Source organism: Neobacillus sp. PS2-9, assembly GCF_030915525.1.
Classification (GTDB): domain Bacteria; phylum Bacillota; class Bacilli; order Bacillales; family Cytobacillaceae; genus Neobacillus.
The window spans coordinates 4,769,071-4,787,023 of the sequence record NZ_CP133269.1; the positions used below are offsets into that span (position 1 = coordinate 4,769,071).

At 39.6% G+C, this 17,953-nt stretch carries 15 protein-coding genes and 1 riboswitch; of the genes, 4 read left to right on the plus strand and 11 right to left on the minus strand.

Annotation, left to right across the window (positions count from 1 at the left end; all coding sequences use genetic code 11):
- The first annotated feature begins 45 nt into the window (after window positions 1–45).
- Window positions 46–816, plus strand: coding sequence for a CPBP family intramembrane glutamic endopeptidase (locus RCG25_RS23875; protein ID WP_308081290.1), 771 nt, complete (start codon window positions 46–48; stop codon window positions 814–816).
- Between the two features lie 148 nt (window positions 817–964).
- Window positions 965–2,416, plus strand: coding sequence for a DEAD/DEAH box helicase (locus RCG25_RS23880; RefSeq protein ID WP_308081291.1), 1,452 nt, complete (start codon window positions 965–967; stop codon window positions 2,414–2,416).
- Between the two features lie 49 nt (window positions 2,417–2,465).
- On the opposite strand, the gene add is transcribed toward RCG25_RS23880, so the two are convergent.
- Entirely contained in the window at window positions 2,466–3,458 is a 993-nt protein-coding gene (gene add, locus RCG25_RS23885) for an adenosine deaminase (RefSeq protein ID WP_308081292.1), read from the minus strand.
- A 58-nt stretch (window positions 3,459–3,516) separates the two neighbouring features.
- Window positions 3,517–3,616, minus strand: a riboswitch (purine riboswitch).
- A gap of 46 nt (window positions 3,617–3,662) precedes the next feature.
- Window positions 3,663–5,426, minus strand: a complete 1,764-nt coding sequence (locus RCG25_RS23890) for an ABC transporter ATP-binding protein (RefSeq protein ID WP_308081293.1) — start codon at window positions 5,424–5,426, stop codon at window positions 3,663–3,665.
- A gap of 329 nt (window positions 5,427–5,755) precedes the next feature.
- Between RCG25_RS23890 and RCG25_RS23895 the strand changes: the two genes are divergently transcribed.
- Complete coding sequence (locus RCG25_RS23895; RefSeq protein ID WP_308081294.1) at window positions 5,756–7,012, plus strand: MFS transporter; 1,257 nt, start codon at window positions 5,756–5,758, stop codon at window positions 7,010–7,012.
- A gap of 56 nt (window positions 7,013–7,068) precedes the next feature.
- On the opposite strand, the gene RCG25_RS23900 is transcribed toward RCG25_RS23895, so the two are convergent.
- The 9 genes from RCG25_RS23900 to RCG25_RS23940 all read right to left on the minus strand — a co-directional run bounded on the left by RCG25_RS23900 (window position 7,069) and on the right by RCG25_RS23940 (window position 16,590).
- Window positions 7,069–8,106, minus strand: coding sequence for a flavin-containing monooxygenase (locus RCG25_RS23900; RefSeq protein WP_308081295.1), 1,038 nt, complete (start codon window positions 8,104–8,106; stop codon window positions 7,069–7,071).
- 117 nt (window positions 8,107–8,223) lie between these two features.
- Window positions 8,224–8,886 carry a DJ-1/PfpI family protein gene (locus RCG25_RS23905; RefSeq protein ID WP_308081296.1) on the minus strand — a complete coding sequence of 221 codons (663 nt, stop codon included), beginning with the start codon at window positions 8,884–8,886 and terminating at the stop codon, window positions 8,224–8,226.
- A gap of 350 nt (window positions 8,887–9,236) precedes the next feature.
- Entirely contained in the window at window positions 9,237–10,097 is an 861-nt protein-coding gene (locus RCG25_RS23910) for a DUF8832 domain-containing protein (protein ID WP_308081297.1), read from the minus strand.
- A 38-nt stretch (window positions 10,098–10,135) separates the two neighbouring features.
- Window positions 10,136–11,308, minus strand: a complete 1,173-nt coding sequence (locus RCG25_RS23915; RefSeq protein ID WP_308081298.1) for an ABC transporter permease — start codon at window positions 11,306–11,308, stop codon at window positions 10,136–10,138.
- Window positions 11,301–11,990, minus strand: a complete 690-nt coding sequence (locus tag RCG25_RS23920; RefSeq protein ID WP_308081299.1) for an ABC transporter ATP-binding protein — start codon at window positions 11,988–11,990, stop codon at window positions 11,301–11,303. Before RCG25_RS23920 ends, RCG25_RS23915 begins: the two co-directional genes overlap by 8 nt.
- Window positions 11,983–12,864: an efflux RND transporter periplasmic adaptor subunit gene (locus RCG25_RS23925; RefSeq protein ID WP_308081300.1), complete on the minus strand. Its 882-nt coding sequence runs from the start codon at window positions 12,862–12,864 to the stop codon at window positions 11,983–11,985. The genes RCG25_RS23920 and RCG25_RS23925 overlap by 8 nt, the downstream gene beginning before the upstream one ends.
- 218 nt (window positions 12,865–13,082) lie before the next feature.
- Window positions 13,083–13,574: a hypothetical protein gene (locus RCG25_RS23930; protein WP_308081301.1), complete on the minus strand. Its 492-nt coding sequence runs from the start codon at window positions 13,572–13,574 to the stop codon at window positions 13,083–13,085.
- Window positions 13,575–13,742: 168 nt separating this feature from the next.
- Window positions 13,743–14,390, minus strand: a complete 648-nt coding sequence (locus RCG25_RS23935) for a response regulator transcription factor (protein WP_308081302.1) — start codon at window positions 14,388–14,390, stop codon at window positions 13,743–13,745.
- Window positions 14,371–16,590: a sensor histidine kinase gene (locus RCG25_RS23940; RefSeq protein WP_308081303.1), complete on the minus strand. Its 2,220-nt coding sequence runs from the start codon at window positions 16,588–16,590 to the stop codon at window positions 14,371–14,373. The genes RCG25_RS23935 and RCG25_RS23940 overlap by 20 nt, the downstream gene beginning before the upstream one ends.
- Before the next feature lie 323 nt (window positions 16,591–16,913).
- Between RCG25_RS23940 and RCG25_RS23945 the strand changes: the two genes are divergently transcribed.
- Window positions 16,914–17,909, plus strand: coding sequence for a hypothetical protein (locus RCG25_RS23945; protein WP_308081304.1), 996 nt, complete (start codon window positions 16,914–16,916; stop codon window positions 17,907–17,909).
- The last annotated feature ends 44 nt before the right edge of the window (window positions 17,910–17,953 follow it).

Below are 17,953 nucleotides of genomic sequence, written 5' to 3' on the forward strand. Positions count from 1 at the left end.
CTATTTCATAATAAAGATACAAATGAGAACAAAGGGGAGCTAGTAATGAGAAATTTTCTATATCGTCATGGATTAGTATTATTTTTAGTGGTTATGTTTGGAAGAGGAATTCTTGGGATGCTAACAGTTAAGGGTCTTCAAGTATTCAATCCTGCACTTACTATTCAGAAGGATTTAGGTTGGTTAGTTATGCTATTATATGCGGTCTGTGCGTTTTTAGCGGTAAAATGGGTAAAGGTTGATAAGGAAATCGGATTAATTAAAGCAACCGTCAAGGATTATTTTGTATGGTTACCAGCTCTTGCGATTCCGTTCACTTTGGCACTTCATTTAGGTTTTCACTCTACATGGAGCCATGTTCCTTTATTAATGATCGCCGCCATTGGGGTAGCTGTAAACGAAGAAATTCTATTTAGAGGTATACTTTTACGTGCCATGTTGCCATTCGGAAAAGCTGTCGCCATAATCGTTCCTTCACTTCTTTTTGGAGTAGCACACCTTGGTAATATTCTTGTCGGAGGGGATGTAATCTTTAGTCTCTTCCAGTTTGCCTGGACTTTCATCGCTGGCATGGCGCTAACCGCTATGCGTTTACAAAGTAAGAGCTTACTACCTGCCATCGGATTTCATTTTATTTTAGATGCTGTTGAGTATGCAGCCACTGGTGAATACGGCGTTCATAGTACCAACTTTTCACTTGGATGGTTATCCATATTTGTTCTGTTAAACCTGCTCTTTCTTGTTTATGCACTTTATCTATTAAAAAAGAAAAACAACAGTGTAAATGTTGGAATGGTTGCTTTTACTGCAAAATAATAGGGCTTCAAATGGGCGAACAGTGCGAGTCACTGTTCGTTTTTCTCTGTCTTTCAAGTATAATAACCGTATTCAGCTTTTGCATATGATAGATCTTTGAGAGAAATCTTATATATAAGTCGGATAATACAAAAAAAGAGGTTACTACATGAGTGAGAGAAGTTTTGAGGAATATAATTTAAGTGAAGAAATAAAAAGAGCACTAGCTGTTTTAAAATACGAAGAGCCTACAGAGGTGCAGGGTGAAGTGATCCCGCTGGCTTTGAAAAACCAGGACCTTGTCGTCAAATCACAGACTGGCAGTGGCAAGACAGCCTCCTTTGCTATCCCTATTTGTGAACGGATTGACTGGGAAGAAAGAAAGCCTCAGGCCTTGATTCTTACGCCAACTAGAGAGCTAGCTGTTCAGGTTCGCGAAGATATTACAAATATAGGACGGTTTAAACGAATTAAGGCGCTCGCTGTTTATGGAAAAGAGCCTTTTTCCAAACAAAGAGAAGAATTGAAGCAGAAAACACATGTTGTTGTTGGTACACCTGGCCGTGTCATGGACCATATCGACAGGGAAACCTTGGTACTTGATGAAATAAAGTATCTTATTATTGATGAAGCAGATGAAATGCTAAATATGGGCTTTATTGATGAGGTAGAGGCGATTATTAAGGAACTACCACGGGATAGAGTAACAATGGTATTTTCCGCTACTTTGCCAAAAGATGTTGAAGCTCTTTGCCATAAGTATATGAAGGATCCTGTTAATATTGAGATTGAGTCTACAGGAATCACAACGGATACAATTGAACATCGTGTAATCGAAGTGAAGAATGAAGATAAGCTTTCGCTACTTAAGGACGTAACTGTTGTTGAAAACCCAGACAGCTGTCTTATTTTTTGCAGAACGAAAGAACATGTCGATACCGTATATAGCGAATTGGAAGAAGCAAATTATTCATGTGAAAGACTCCATGGAGGACTAGAACAACAAGATCGGTTTGCCGTAATGGATGGATTTAAACTGGGCAATTTCCGTTATCTTGTTGCCACCGATGTAGCGGCACGAGGGATTGATGTTGATAATGTTTCACTAGTGTTTAACTACGATGTTCCTATGGAAAAAGAGAGCTATGTCCATCGCACAGGAAGAACGGGTCGTGCTGGCAAGCAAGGAAAAGCCATTACATTTGTGACTCCGTATGAGGAGAAATTCCTTCGAGCCATTGAACGGTATGTTGGTTTTGAAATACCTCGAATGGACGCACCTAGCCAAGGCGAGGTTGCTAAAGGAAAAGCAGCTTTTGAGGAAAAAATCAGTGGCCGTCGCGTGGTAAGAAATAATAAAACCGCTCGAATCAACCAAGGAATCACGAAGCTCCACTTCAATGGCGGCAAAAAGAAGAAGCTTCGCGCTGTCGATTTCGTTGGAACCATTGCCAAAATTCCTGGAGTGACAGCTGATGATATCGGCATCATCATCATCACGATCCATGACCAGATGTCTTATGTGGACATTCTTAACGGAAAAGGTTCACTCGTCATTCAGGCGATGGAGAACACACCTGTTAAAGGCAAGAAGCTGAGAGTGAGTAAAGCGGTTAAATAATGCAATTTATAATAGCGAACAGTGCTGCTGACACTGTTCGCTATTATATTTAGATATATTTCCTCAACTTCAACTTGGTTTTTTCATCCGCAAAGCACGCTTCCACACTATCGAGATAAATCTTCTTATAATCCTCTTCATTCATGTCGAATTCATCAAAGACAATCGTACATTCCTTCGCCATCGTTGTATCGGACACCGTTCTGTTATCGGTATTAACCGTTACTTTGATACCATCCTTATGAAAATCATAGATAGGGTGATCACTATATTGGTTCACTGCTTTTGTTTGGACATTACTGGTTGGGCACATTTCGAGGACTACCTGTTTTTCCTTTACTACATCATAGGCCTCTGCACAGTCTTTAATAAAGACACCATGCCCAATTCTTTCTGCCCCTAACATCTCAACGGCTTCAAGGACATTTTTTCCTACACCTGTTTCGCCGGCGTGAATCGTTACTCTATAGCCGTACTCTCTTGCTAATGCAATCGGCTCAACGAAGTCCCCACAGAACCCTTCCTCTTCCGATGCACATAAGTCGATGGCCACAACTCCTTTGCCAAGGAATGGCTTTCCTTTTTCCACAACCTCAAAAGCACTTTCAGCTGACATCGTTCGCATGCAGGAGAGAATGATATTGCCATTAATATCGAATTGTTTTTCAGCTTCTCTCATTCCATCAATGACGCTTTGGATGATTTCTTCGACAGATAACCCCTGAGCCGTGTGAAGCAATGGAGCAAATCGAACCTCCATGTATTTCACATTCTCTTTTGCAGCATCTTCAAACAGTTCAAAGGTAATTCTCTTTAAATTCTCCTGTGACTGCATTACTAAATTCGGAAGAGCAAAACGCTTCAAATACTCATCAAGAGATTCACAATCTAGTGGAGCAATGAGCTCTTGTTGGATCTCGTCCCTATCCAACGTAGGCAAACTAATGTCCTCTCTTTTTGCTATATCAATAATTGTTTCCGCTCTAAGGCTTCCATCAAGATGGCAGTGTAATTCAATTTTAGGTAAGGTAGTAAAATTCATAAGATGTGACCCCCGTCATTTTTTTATAAAAAAAAATTCCTGATTACGAAGAAAATACACATACATGTACATTCTTCGTAATCAGGAATTATTGGTTCCTGGTAGAGACCCCCAAACCATATCTTTGGAGTTATACGAACTTTGCTTATTTCATTGAGTCAAGATTAATAGAGATTGTTTTGGTTGTCAAGACTATTCCTCACATTACCCTGTGGCCAATTGCCATTCTTTTACGTTCTGCTTGGAATAGAGTTCATTGTAGTAGCCGCTCTTTTTCAATAGACTTTGGTGGTTCCCACTTTCTATGATTTCCCCATTTTTTATCACAAAAATCATATCTGCATTTAGAATCGTAGAAAGTCTATGAGCAATCATAATAATGGTTTTGTCGTGATCGAATTGGTTAATGGATTCTTGGACCAGTTTTTCACTTTCATTATCTAGAGCACTTGTGGCTTCGTCTAAAATAATAAGGGACGGATTTTTCAGGAATACACGCGCTAGTGCTACTCTTTGTTTTTGCCCGCCGGAAAGCTTTACTCCTCTTTCACCTATTTCTGTATCGTAGCCATTCGGCAGTGCGGAAATAAACTCATGAGCGAAGGCCTTCTTGGCAGCGGCAAAAATCTCTTCATCGGACGCATCCAGCTTTGCCATTTTTATATTATCTTTAATCGAGGTGCTATAAAGAAAGTTATCCTGAGTGACAATCCCCATCTGCTCCCTCAAACTTGCGATGGAATAATCCTTAATGTTGAAACCATCAATTAATACCTCACCCTTTGTAGCATCATACATTCTCAAAAGCAGCTGAAGGATGGTACTCTTACCACCTCCGCTCTCACCGACAAACGCATATGTCTTCCCTTTTTCAAGCGTCAATGACACATTTTTAATGATGTTGTTTTTACCGTCATACGAGAAAGATACGTTATTAAACTTAATAGATTGTGTGAACTGGTTTAGTTCAACTGGGTTTGCTTTTTCTATAATCGTGGATGGTGTGTGGAAGAAATCAAAGATCCGCCCCAGTGCAACGCTTCCCTCTGTAATGGCCGGGTAGGCATTGACTAAAGCTGCCACCGGGCTTCTCATTTTATCAACATAAGCAAAAAAGGCAATTAAACTGCCAATAGTTATACTTCCATCGATGACAAAAAAACTCGCCACAATCGCCACGATAAACGGAGTCATATCACTGAGCACATTGACGAGAGCTAACATGACCGCATTTATCTTCGCATGTTTATCTGTCAGTCTATCAAAATGGTGTAAATGCTGATTTAGCTCTTCTTTGTCTCGTTTTTCTGCGGCAAATAGTTTGGAGAGAAAAGCCCCTTGAATTTTTTCAAAAATAAATCCGCTCATCACCGATCGGTACTTCATCATGTTTCTGGTGGACTGTTTAAACCTTTTTGATAGAAAGTGGGCCAGAATAAATTGGACTCCCACCAACACCACCGACAGAATCGCTAACTTCACATTTAGGGTAAGCATTACTACGATGACACACAGCAACACGATCATTTCAATCCAAATGTTTCCGAAAACTGCGGTTAGAAAGCCACGGACCTTCTCAATATCATCGAAAAAGCGAGTTCCAATTTCTCCACTTTTGTTCTCTACAAAATATTTGGCATCCAAAGAATGGACCTTTTGAAAAGCGTCCTTGCGCAGCTGTTTGATAATGTTATTGTTGGCTTTTTGAATACAAAACTGCCTAACATATTCCATAGGTGTTCGGATGAGAAGGAATACCAGAATCATACTTGCAGCAATGTACAAAAGTTGTTCTAGCATTTCCGCTCGCGACAAGGATTCATTTTGAAGCAGTTGATCGAAGATATATTTTAAAATCAAGGGAACAAACAGCGGAATCAGGAAACGAAATAAACTCCCAACAAATCCAATGAGATAAAAGCGGCTTACTTGTTTTACATAGGGTAAGAATAACTTGAAATCTTTCATGCGATAAAACTCCTTTCATCAGCCAAATTTAGCTGGCAATTCGCCATACGACAGTAAGCAGTGGTTATCTGACAGTTAACTAGCTCTATGCGACAGTTAAATAACGCTATCCGACAGTTAACCAATGCTATCCGACAGTTAACTAGCTTTATGATTTCATTGTACGGTTGGATGTTACCTTACAAACCGCATAACTTTGGTATCAACCCCGCATGATTTACGAGTTTTACCGCATGATTTTGGCGGAATCAGTGCTGCATCTTTGCGGTTTTTGAATCCTTCCACTGTCGTAAGATGATTTCATACCAAATGAAAGGATGTTGTTTTTCATGAATAACCATACACAAGCACAGGCTCCATCCATGAGTTCTTTATTTTCTAACCGCTTCGTTCAAGCTATTTTACTATCCGGACTGTTCCTACAACTGGGAATCTGGGTACGTAATTTTGCAATTTTACTATTTGTAACAGAACAAACCAACAAAGATCCATTTGCCATTTCCATGATTTCTGTGGCAGAATTTGCTCCGATTTTCCTTTTCTCCTTTATAGGAGGAACATTTGCAGATAGATGGAGACCCAAACTCACGATGGTTCTTTGCGACCTACTGAGTGCCTTATCGGTGTTTGCCGTTTTACTAGCTCTTGTATTTGGAGGGTGGAAAGCGATCTTCTTCGCAACCCTTGTTTCGTCCATTTTGTCTCAGTTTTCGCAGCCTTCAAGTATGAAATTATTTAAGCTCCACGTTCCTGAATCACTTATTCAGATGGGGATGTCTATGAACCAGACGATTCAGGCTATCTTTATGATCCTAGGTCCTATGATTGGTACGTTGATTTACTTCCGATTTGGCATCAACGTTGCCATTGCAGTCATGGGTACATGTTTCCTGCTCTCTGCTCTTGTTCTTACCTTCTTACCTGCTGATAAAAAGGTTGAGGTGATCGCAGCCACAAATGTGTCTAAGGAAATGAAAATGGGCTTTCGTTATGTAATGTCTAATAAGCTTTTTCTTTACATGGGTAGTTTCTTCTTAGCAGCTGGAATGGGAATGGGTCTTATCAACCCACTTGGTATCTTTTTGGTGACGGAACATCTTGGCTTAACGGCTCAGAATCTGCAATGGTTTACAGCAGTGAATGGGGTGGGGATGATTTTAGGGGGCGTTGGCGCAATGGCTCTCGCAAAGAAAATTACGCCACAAACCATGCTATTAATCGGCTTTGTCACAAGTGCCACTTCTGTTGCGATTATGGGGTCGGTAAACATCATATGGGTTGCGCTTTTAACCCAGTTTATTGCTGGACTAATGGCTCCCCTTATTCATATTTCCTGTAATACTCTCATTCTCACCAATGCTGAGGAATCCTTCGTGGGTAGGGTGAACGGTATCTTAAATCCTCTTTTCATGGGAGGAATGGTGTTGAATATGAGTTTAGTCGGCATTCTTAAGGTGCAATTTCCTTTAACGAGTCTCTATTTAATCGCATCAGGCTTATTCCTAATAGGAGCATTAGCCATGCTTCCAATGCTTCGAATGAAACAGACTAAGCAAATGAAAGTAGCCAATATGCAGCATCATTGATTGGATTTCCACAATAGATAAGAGGCTGACTCATAATGAGTCAGCCTCTTATCCTTTTACAAGACGATCTGTCGATACAAAAATTCCGCATCCTGTCCTACCCCTAAAAGAAGAGCTGATCCTCTATGGTGCTGCCATGGCAATCCGAGGAAGTAAAGTCCTTCAATTTCTGTTACGCCTCGCTTATGTTTGAGTTTGCCGCTATTATCTAAAAGGTTTGGTATATCTATCCAAGAGTAATCCGCAACGAAACCAGTTGCCCAAATAACATTCTGCACGTTAATCGTTGAAAGGTCCTCAAATTGAATCTCATTTTGCTGGATGCTCTTGGTTCGTGCTTTAAGCGTTATTTTCTTTTCTCTTAATTTTTCTTTTAGCTCAAAACCGAATATCGGATCTGGTTGGCTTTGAACTTTTTTTCCAATAAAGGAATCCCGATTCGCCTGTAAAATACCAAGTTTGTCAAACCACCAAAAGATACTTTTACCAGCTATGCTTAAAGGGAGGAAACGTATTCTTTGCCCGACCGATAAATAAGTTTCGTGATAGTTTGATAGTTCTATTGCTATTTGTGCGCCGGAATTGCCTCCACCGACCACTAACACGGAACCCTCGGTTAGCTGTGCAGGGTTTTTATATTCAGAAGAATGGACTTGAACCACTTGTTGTGGAAGCTCTTGTGCAAATGATGGAATTCTAGGGGTGTGAAAGGGCCCTGTAGCTATGACGATTTTCTTTGTTTTTATAATGGAGTTTGTTGTTGATATGATATATGTATCGTTCTCTTTAAGAATCCTGTGAACTTGACATAAAAATTGAATAGGCAAATCAAATGTTTGTGCATACCGCTCTAGGTAATCAGCAATTTCATCCTTGGTTGGAAAACCGGTTGGATCACCATTTACTACCAAGCCGGGCAATGCACTGTAAGACCTCGGTGTAAACAATACAAGTGAATCATAACGTTTCCGCCAAACATCACCCACCGTTTTATTGTTATCCAATATAATAAAAGATAAAGAGGTTTGTTTTAAAAAATACCCCATCGATAATCCGGCTTGGCCAGCACCGATTATGACTACATCGTAAATCATCTATCTCACTCCTTTGTAGAACTATTTAATTATACTAGTTTTTTCCATTTATAAGCCATAAAAACTACTGGGAGTTCCCAGTAGTTTTCTATAAAAGTTTACATGTTCTTTACACTCTTACACTGATTTCAAATCCAACTCACTTGTAAAGTATGGATATACCAATGTAGCAGCGGTTGTTCTTGCTGCTTCTTCTCCCAATAGCTTCCCTACGAGATGGATCGACATATCGATTCCGGCTGATACTCCCCCAGAGGTAATTACCTGCCCATTATCTACGAACCGTACGTCCCGCACTACTTTAATATTTCGATAGGTTTTTTCCATATAATCATAGGCAAAAGGATGAGTGGTCGCTTTTTTATCAGCGAGAATACCGGCCTCAGCCAGCAATAGGGACCCTGAACAAACGGAAGCGATGGTTCTACCAGATTGACTGAATGTGGATATCCAATTTATTAATTCTCGGTCCTGAATACAGGTGTCAATGGCATGAAATGGCCCGCCTGGAACGATAAGAATGTCTAGGTGTTGGCTGATATTCTCAAGACTAAAGTCCGGAGTAATCTTAAGCCCATTATTCGATTTAACAATGCTGGCATTTTTGGATATCGTCCAGACCTTAAATGGCTTTCTTTCAACAGGTATACCTTTCGTTAACAATTGTGGTACTTCGTTAGCTGAATTAGTAGTTAACGAATATACCTCAAACGGTCCTGAATAGTCTAAAACATCCACGTTATCAAATAATAAGATTCCTACATTCCATTGTTTTTGCATATTATCCACTCCCATTGTTAATTATTAAAATCATCAAAGCCGCTTTCAACGGGGTTATAATGGTTTTTCATTGGTTTTTAGCTATAATGACTTTCATCCGCTTTATGAAGGACAGTTCTACCTCAATTTCCATCAAAACTGTCTTTCATCCACTTTATGAAGGACAGTTCTACCTTAATTTCCATCAAAACTGTCTTTCATCCACCTTATGAAGGACAGTTCTACCTTGATTTCCATCAAAACTGTCTTTCATCCACTTTATGAAGGACAGTTCTACCCTGATTTCTATCAAAACTATCTTTCATCCATATTGTTAGCATCTGCTCCTCTTAGGGTGTGATTGGTTATGCTCATTCTTTTATCTCAATTACGAACGGGAACGCTCTTACGGTTCCATTTTGTTTAAACTCGGCCCAAATCTTATAGATACCCGGCTTTTCAAAGGTGGTTTCAAAGATTGGCTCTTTCTCATTTGACGGATGAACATGAAGAAACTCTTTCCCATATTCGTCAAGAATCACAACATGCCCCATTGCCCCTAAATAGGGAGTTAAATTAGTCTGGTCCAATTCGAAGGATAACGTTACAGGGTCTCCGACCTTAAATGTACTAACCTTTAATGTGACCGTTTCTCCATCTACCTTTTTGCTAAAGGTCGTGTCTGGGATCAGTTCATGGCCGTGTGTCGAAGAGCTTGGATTCCCCACGATAAAGGAAACAGGCTCTACTTTATATGCGAAATTCTTCGGTTTTATATCAATAAACGCTTTATAAAAACCTTCTGGGAGGGTATTCTCAATCGTAAATTCGCCTTTACCAGTTCTCTCTGGGTGCACATGGTAATATTTCTGCAGCTGTTCATCCACAATGATGAGATGGAACTCTTTCTCATGATTGACTTCTAGCTCGTCAACCGGGTTGCCCGCTTTATCTTTCAAGAAAATCTTTATGTTCTTATCATCATTTTGTACAAATGCATTCACTTCACTGTCATCATGGGTGGTTCCAGAAGCGGATTCATGGGCATGGCCACCGCTTTCACCACTTTCTCCAGTTTCATCATGACCATTATCCATTTTCATTTCTTGATTGCTGTGGTCCTCTGTTTGAGCCGCGGTATTTTTATCCTCTGCAAACCATTTATCATAAGCCTCAAATCCAAGGATAACCACCGTCACATATAGAATCCCAGCTAATGCCCACTTGATCATGCCATCCACTCCTATTTTTGGGGACTGTCCCCAAGTTTTTATACACTTCTTAATGCGTCAATCGGGTTCAGCCTTGACGCTTTCCGTGCTGGTGCAATGCCGAAGATAATCCCTATTGCAGCAGAGAATCCCAGCGCCAATAATACCGTTGCTGTTGAAAGGGCGAAGTTTGCTCCAATTAACGCACATACCCCCCATGCAATTAACGCGCCAAGTAAGAAGCCGATTGCTCCACCAAAGAGTGACAAGAATACGGCTTCTAGTAAAAACTGCTGCTGAATCCGCTTTGGTTCTGCCCCGAGAGCCTTCCTTAGCCCAATTTCTGTGGTTCTTTCCGTTACTGACACCAGCATCATGTTCATAATCCCAATTCCACCCACAATAAGTGAAATGGATGCAATACCTCCCAGCATAAGAGATAGCATTGTAGTCATCCTATTAAACGATGCGAGCATATCCTGCATATTCATCACTGTAAAACTATTACCTTTGTAGTTGAACGCCTGTTTTAAAACCGCTTCAATATCAGCTGTTATTTTTTCAGAATGATTGGAGTCACCCATATACACATCCACACTAGAAATATAACCAGTACTAAGAATGCTCATTGAAGTGGTATAAGGAATGATAACTGCATCGTTATTAGAGGAATCAGAAAAACTGTTAGATTTCTCTAAGGTACCAACCACCGTATAAGTTACCCCAGAGATAAGAAGCTTCTTGCCAACAGGATCTTCTCCCCAAAACAATTCGTTTGCTATATTTGCGCCAATAAGGCAAACGTTATTTTTATTCTCGATATCAAGAATCGTCAGGCCTCTACCGGTTTCAACCAAGTCCTTATTTTTAGAAAAATACACATCATTTTTCCCTTGAACGGACACATCTGTTTTCTCGTTACCCTTATAAACCACCGTTGTGTTTCCAGAAAGGGTAGGTGAAACGCCAGCAACATCCTCGATTTCGGCAAGCTTTTGAATGTCACTATCAATTAACCCCTGCTTCAGTGGTGTTCCCATAGCTTGAACGGATATTTTATCTGCACCAAAGGAGGAAAACTCACTTGTCATTCCATTCATTGCACCTTTAACTATGGTAATCAATGCAATTATGGATGCGACCCCAATCACAATTCCGAGCATGGTTAGGAAGGAGCGCATTTTGTTATGGATGAGGTTCATCCAGGACATCTTCAGATTTTCCTTAAACATATACAGGCTCCTCTCTCAGTTTGCCGTCTAAAATGTGAACAATCCTGCTGGCATTTTTGGCAATCTCCATATCATGAGTTATCATAATGATGGTTTTTCCTTCTTGATGAAGCTCATGAAAAAGCTCCATTATTTGCTGACCTGTTTTTTGATCTAGTGCTCCAGTGGGTTCATCTGCTAGTAATATTGTGGGCTCCGTTACCATCGCTCTCGCAATGGCCACCCTCTGCTGTTGTCCTCCAGAAAGCTGATTCGGCCGGTTTTGTAATTTTTCACCGAGCCCCACTCTAATGAGCATTTCCCTAGCTCTCCGTCTGCGTTCCTTTTCAGCCACCCCCGCATATACAAGAGGCAGTTCCACATTTTGAATGGCACTCAGTCTAGGCAGGAGTTGGAATTGTTGAAACACAAATCCAACCTCTTTGTTTCGAATCGCTGCCAGCTCAGATTCATCAAGCTCATCAACCTTTTGATTCGATAAAAAATAATCTCCGTTTGTCGGTGAATCGAGACAACCAATCAGGTTCATCAGTGTAGATTTGCCTGAACCAGAAGGTCCTAATATCGCAACAAAGTCTCCTCTATTCACTGTTAAATTGATATGATTTAAGACGACTTGTTCTTCCTCGCCCATTACATATGTTTTGGTTATTTGATTCATGTTGAGAATTTGCTCACTCATTATTGGTTCCTCCCTGCATCATATCTGCATGAGAAACCTCTTTATTATCAGATGAAATGATGACCTCTTCACCAGCACTCACACCGTCTTTAATTTCAATCGTCGTTCCATCGTTAATGCCTGGTTGAATATAGTTTTTGGTTGTCATCCCTTTTTCTGTTGGAATCAAAACATAAGGTTTATTATTGCTATCAAATTGAATGGCTTTCATGGATAAAGTCACTACACCCTTTGCCTGTTGTTTCAATATTTTAGCTTCTGTACTCATTCCCACTTTGATTCCTTCATCTTTAACCAGATCAATAGTTGCAGTAAAATAAGACACTCCGTTTTCATTAGTTGCTTCCTTAGAAATCTCAGTAACCGTTCCTTTTATTTCTTTTTCAAGTGCATTGATTGTTACATTGACCTCTTGACCTACCTTTAAATATTTCAGGTCATATTCGTCGACCTTTACGGTGGTTTGTAACACGGAATAGTTAACGATATCGATGAGCTGCTCCCCAGACATTAGCTCCGCGTTTTTCTCTACATGGATTTTCGAAATCTCCCCGTCTAATGTAGACTTTATTTTGTCTCCCTGTTTCGTTACCATCAAGACATCTCCGTTTTTCACTTGGTCTCCAACTTTAACCTTAATTTCTTTTATTTGCATGGCCTCTTCACTCGTAATTGTCTTCCTGTTTTTCGCTTCTACTGCACCCGAAAAGCTGTAATAGGTAGTAATGTCCCCGGTTTGTGCTTTTTCTTTCTCAACGTTTCCTAATCCCTTCGGCGTCAATAACACCGCTGAAATCAGCGAGGCAACGATTAGCCCTACAATCGACCAAATCACGATCTTCTTCTTACTCTTCTTTTTTTGCTTTGTATTCATCTTAATTCCCTCCGCTATTTTTATTTTGAAAAATGTTATTCTGACTAGGTTTTTTCTATTGTATTGGATGATTTCATTGTACGGAGTTTCTATTGGCTCAAAACCGCAGACTTTAGGAGAGCCCCCGCAGAATTTTGTGGTACCACCACATGTCTTTTGCAAAAATTGGTATTCCTCTCGCAAGCGTAAAAAAACCTTAACTCGACAAGTTAAGGTTCCTACATATGGACTGTATTTTTCTTCTGAACTTGTTGAGACCATAACACTGCGCCACCAACAATTATTACGATAATTAACACGATGATTAAATAGGTTGGTAAAAACAATACCGCTATGGCAAACCAACCAAACAAAAGCAAAAGCGGACTGGTTGCTCTAAGAAACATATAAGTAAATCTCGACCATCCAGATCGAATAAAAGGTGTGGCTTCTAATAATAAAATGGTCGGGTTCATAATGATTCCATAAATAAGCGGCAGCGCGATATACTTCGGAAACTCCATATCCATACAAATGCCAATGAGATAGACTAAACCCGAACTCAAGGCTTGCATAAAGTAATCAATGTGCGCAGATTTTAGTTTTTTAGGGTTGGTAAACGTTTGCCTCATTAATGGATTCTTTTGATAGTGAACAGCTGCTAAAGGCAGCGACAATACCAACCCAATCATAAAGGAAAATAACCCCCATTGTAGTATCACAACATTCATCTTGTATCATCCTTTCGTTTCTGACGATTTTAATAAAATTATATTCCAGGAGAAGCCATCGCTTCGCGCAAACAATGATGTTAAACACGCAAAAAATTGTGGGAACACCGAACACTCCACTTCATTTTTGCGCAAAAAAATAACCGGTGGTTACCGGTTATCTTCAAGTTAATATAAATCTTCATTTGGTAAAATACCTAGGCTTTTAGATTTTTTGATGGCTTCCACCCTGGAGTTCACATTTAGTTTTTGAAACAGTTCCGTTAGACTGTATTCTAATGAACGTTGACTGATTAATAGTGTCTTAGAAATTTCTTTGTTACTGTGCCCTTTTGCTAATTCCCGAAGAAGTGTTTCTTCTTTTTTTCCAATCGTAGTCTTTTCATTTGCCTTATCCCCTTGGACCACGATTTCCTGACGTCTAAGCTGCTTTAACAGATGCATAGGAACGATGGCTTCTTTCCTCGCAGCACTTCGAATCGCCTGAACCAATTGCTCGCGGGTTGACGTTTTCGCTACAAAGCCCGAAACCCCTGAATCCATCAGCAAATTAAAATGCGGGGCAATATCAAATCCGGAATAAATTAAAATTACGGCATCAGGAACATCCTCGAGCACCTTCCGTGCCAAATCGGCCCCATTGATATTGGGCATATATAGGTCAAATAGAATCACATCAAATGTCTTCAGACGAACTAAGTCAGGGACACAATATACGTCCGTTTCAATCGTGACATTCATTTCCGGCTCTGCTTCTATCAACATTTTTGTTCCTTCGACGACTGATCGATGATCATCAACCAACAATATTTCCATAGTAATCACCTTTTTGCTTTGTTGTAGTTGGCAGGGTAATGTTCATCTGAAAACCTTTCCCCGCAGCGGAATGTACCTTTACTTCTCCTTCTAAACTTAGAACTCTATTTTCAATACCAGCAATACCCATATGTTTATATGAACCTTCCATACCAGATAATTCTACCCCAACTCCATTATCATCATAAGAAAAGTAAACCTGTTCTTGATTGCTTGCCAGCTTCATCGTTACTTTAGTTGCCTTAGAATGTTTTGAGGCATTATTTAGTAGTTCCTGTACGATTCGATACATTCCTAAAATTTGATCTTCATTGAGAGGGATTTGCATGTTTTCTGCATCAAATTCTATCTCGTAATTAGAGAACATTCTGGCATAGGAAAAGAGGCTTTTCAACGATTCTACTAATCCCATTTTTAAAAGAAATGGCGGCCGCAATTCATTACAGGTAATCCGGATTTGGTGGATAGCATCGAGTAATCCTTCCTCAATTTCCATCAATTCTTCTTTTATCTCCTTATTAAATAAAGTGGTGGAACGAAGTGATTCCAGCTTGCGATACCAAATAATGAGATCCTGTAAAACGGTATCATGAAGGTCGCTTGATAGAGCGGCTCTTTCTTTTTCTGACAATCTGAATAAAAGGCGTAACATCCATTTCGGCGTTTCATTGTAAACTGCCATGTCCTCCATGCGCCTCATCAGGTCTTCAATGAATTGAAGGTTATCATAAAGAATGGTGACATAATGGACAGCAGTCTCCAGCCACTCCTCTTCGATTTTAAGCAGGGCATCTTTGAAATGAATCCGTAAGTATATGAGCTGATCCCTCTCACCAATTTTGATCCACTTATCCTTCCGAACCCCGTCATTCGGTTCCTGACCCCGTGGTATTTCTTCAATGGAAGCATCCGTCACGGATAACACACTCTTCACCTCATCGATTAGCCTAGTTTCTAACTCAGATACTTTCATGACATTCGCAAGGTCATTAGAAAAACGATTAATACTTTGTTGGAGCGTTTTGTACCTTTCTTCACTTAAGATGAGTTCCCGCTCCTCCCGTTTCCGATCCGTAATATCCTTCACGATTCCATGTACACCATTTAATTTTCCAAATAGAAAAATCGGTACGAAGGTAATATGAACAATTCGCTCACCTATGCTAGAACGAACGATACGACACTCCACATCTCTTGATTCTTTCCTCTCGATGACTTCAGAAAGAACTTGGAATACAGGAAGGTGGTCTTCATCATGAATTAAACCGATAAAACAACGGTCCGGTAACTGCTCCATTTTAATACCTGTTATTTTCTCAAAGGCATGATTCGCATTGACAAAGTTGGCATGTAAGTCAATTGAAAATACACCATCTAAGTTGTTTTCAAATAAAGACTTATACCTTTGTTCGCTCTCCTCAACCACCAGCTCAGAACGTTTTTTCTCCGTGATATCTAACATCATGCTATCAAGTCGTTCCACTGCTCCTGTCTTATCCAAGTACGGTTGGATAATCAGCTGGCCCCATTTAGTTTCATTTTCATTATGGATAAAACGAATGAGTTTGTTCACTGGTAATCCCTTATCTAACGTTTCCTTAACTGACCCCATGAGCATAAGATTATCGTCAGGGTGGATATGGTCATGCATGCGAATCGGTTTATGCATGAGTTCATGCCTTGGAATACCTGAGATTTTTTCAATACTTTCCGAACAAAAGGTTAAAAAGCTAAAATCCTTATCTGTTGACCAAACCGCTGCATTCACGCTTTCCAGGATATTTTCCAGTAACTGCTCTGTCATTTTGCGCTCCGTAATATCTCTTACGACAGCTACCACATACTTTACATTCCCAAAGCTATCCAGCACCGGTTTTACTTTTGTTTCAGCATATAGCGTGGATCCCTGTGAATGGATCACGCGGTATTCCAAACTGACTTGCCTCTTTGTTTCAACCACCTGAAGATGTTTGGAGCGAACATAGTCTCTGTCTTCTGGATGAATGATATCAAATGCATCCATCCCTTCGTATTGATCAATGGTGTAACCTATTAACGGTTCGATGGATGGTGAAACATAACGGACAATTGATTTATTATCAACCATGACGATTGCATCTGTCATGTTATCGGCGATAATTTTGTACTTTACACCCTCACTTAGAACATCATCACAACTGTAATTCAGACCTCTTTCCATCGCCACTTCCCCTTTCAACGCAGCACACTTTCCAATATCATCCTATTTATCCTCATTATAATCGAGGATGAATCTATCACACACGCAAAAATATGGGTAAAGTCCGCAATTTATGTATAGACACAACTCCCACTCCATCAGAATTATCGATTTCCTCATGCACTAGGGATTGCATTACAGCACATTTTATTAATTGCCTGAGTACCTAATAATTAGGTTATTGCTATTATATTTTTTCCTTTTTTTTGAAAAAAAGGAAAAAATATAAAGGGGTATATCATTATTTGTAGAATTTAATAACTCAAACGAGAGGAGGAAATAAAATGATAAAAAAGTTATTTAATCTTTTAATGATTTTGGTAGCTTTAAGTTTAACTGTATTGCCTATTTCAGGAAATGCAGAAACAGATTATGATGATCTCAACCAGCCACCTTATGATGAATCAGCAGCTCCGCCTGATGGAGAAACACCAACATATGATATTGTTGAGGAGGATTTATTAACTACGGAAATAATTAGGTCTTGTAGCGGCGGCGGCGGGGGTGCTGCTCTTGCGGCATCTATATCTACAACACAATCCGATTCTAAAAGTATGGATACTATAGATCCGGATGCAGTGTGTCCTAACGGTTATACTACTAGTACAGTTACTTATTCTGGAACGCCTAAGATAAATGAATATATCTCAATTACTTCCTATAGTAGAAACAGTAGTGGAGAAATTTCTGTTTCTTATAAAATTAAGAAGAATTATAGTACGAATGAATATATACAAATTGGATATGATTGGCCTGCACAATATAGGGGAGCTATTCCTAATAAATATGTATCAGTATCCCGTTCGACCGGAACATACACAATTAAAATATCAAAACCTTCTACCTATGTTGGAAGGTTGACACTAAAAGTTAAGTATGGAGCCGGAGGTGGAAGATACTCAGAAAGCAAAACTTTCGGATCTGTTTTTCATGCTCCAACAGGTCAAAAAGTAACATACCATACTGTAACCAAAGCTGAAGTATTTGGTGACTTTTTTGTTTATTATGCTGTTCCAGGTGTTTACTTTAATTTTGCTCCAGGAGGTAGATGGGTTAAAATTATAGGAACATCATACTTAGGTTGGAGTCTTTGGGATAACTTTTCTACTCGAACAACATATTCTTCAAACTTTCCGCATCCAGTAGAGGGGCAATATTATAGAATAACGAACTGGTATAATAACTTTAATTTATATACTAAAACCGAAGTATGGAGTTCAAAAGAGTCTTATAACAAAGGTGTAACACCCAGCACATATATTACCTATTATTCATTTTAAGATAAAAGAAAACCAAAGTTGTGAATAACAGCTTTGGTTTTTTT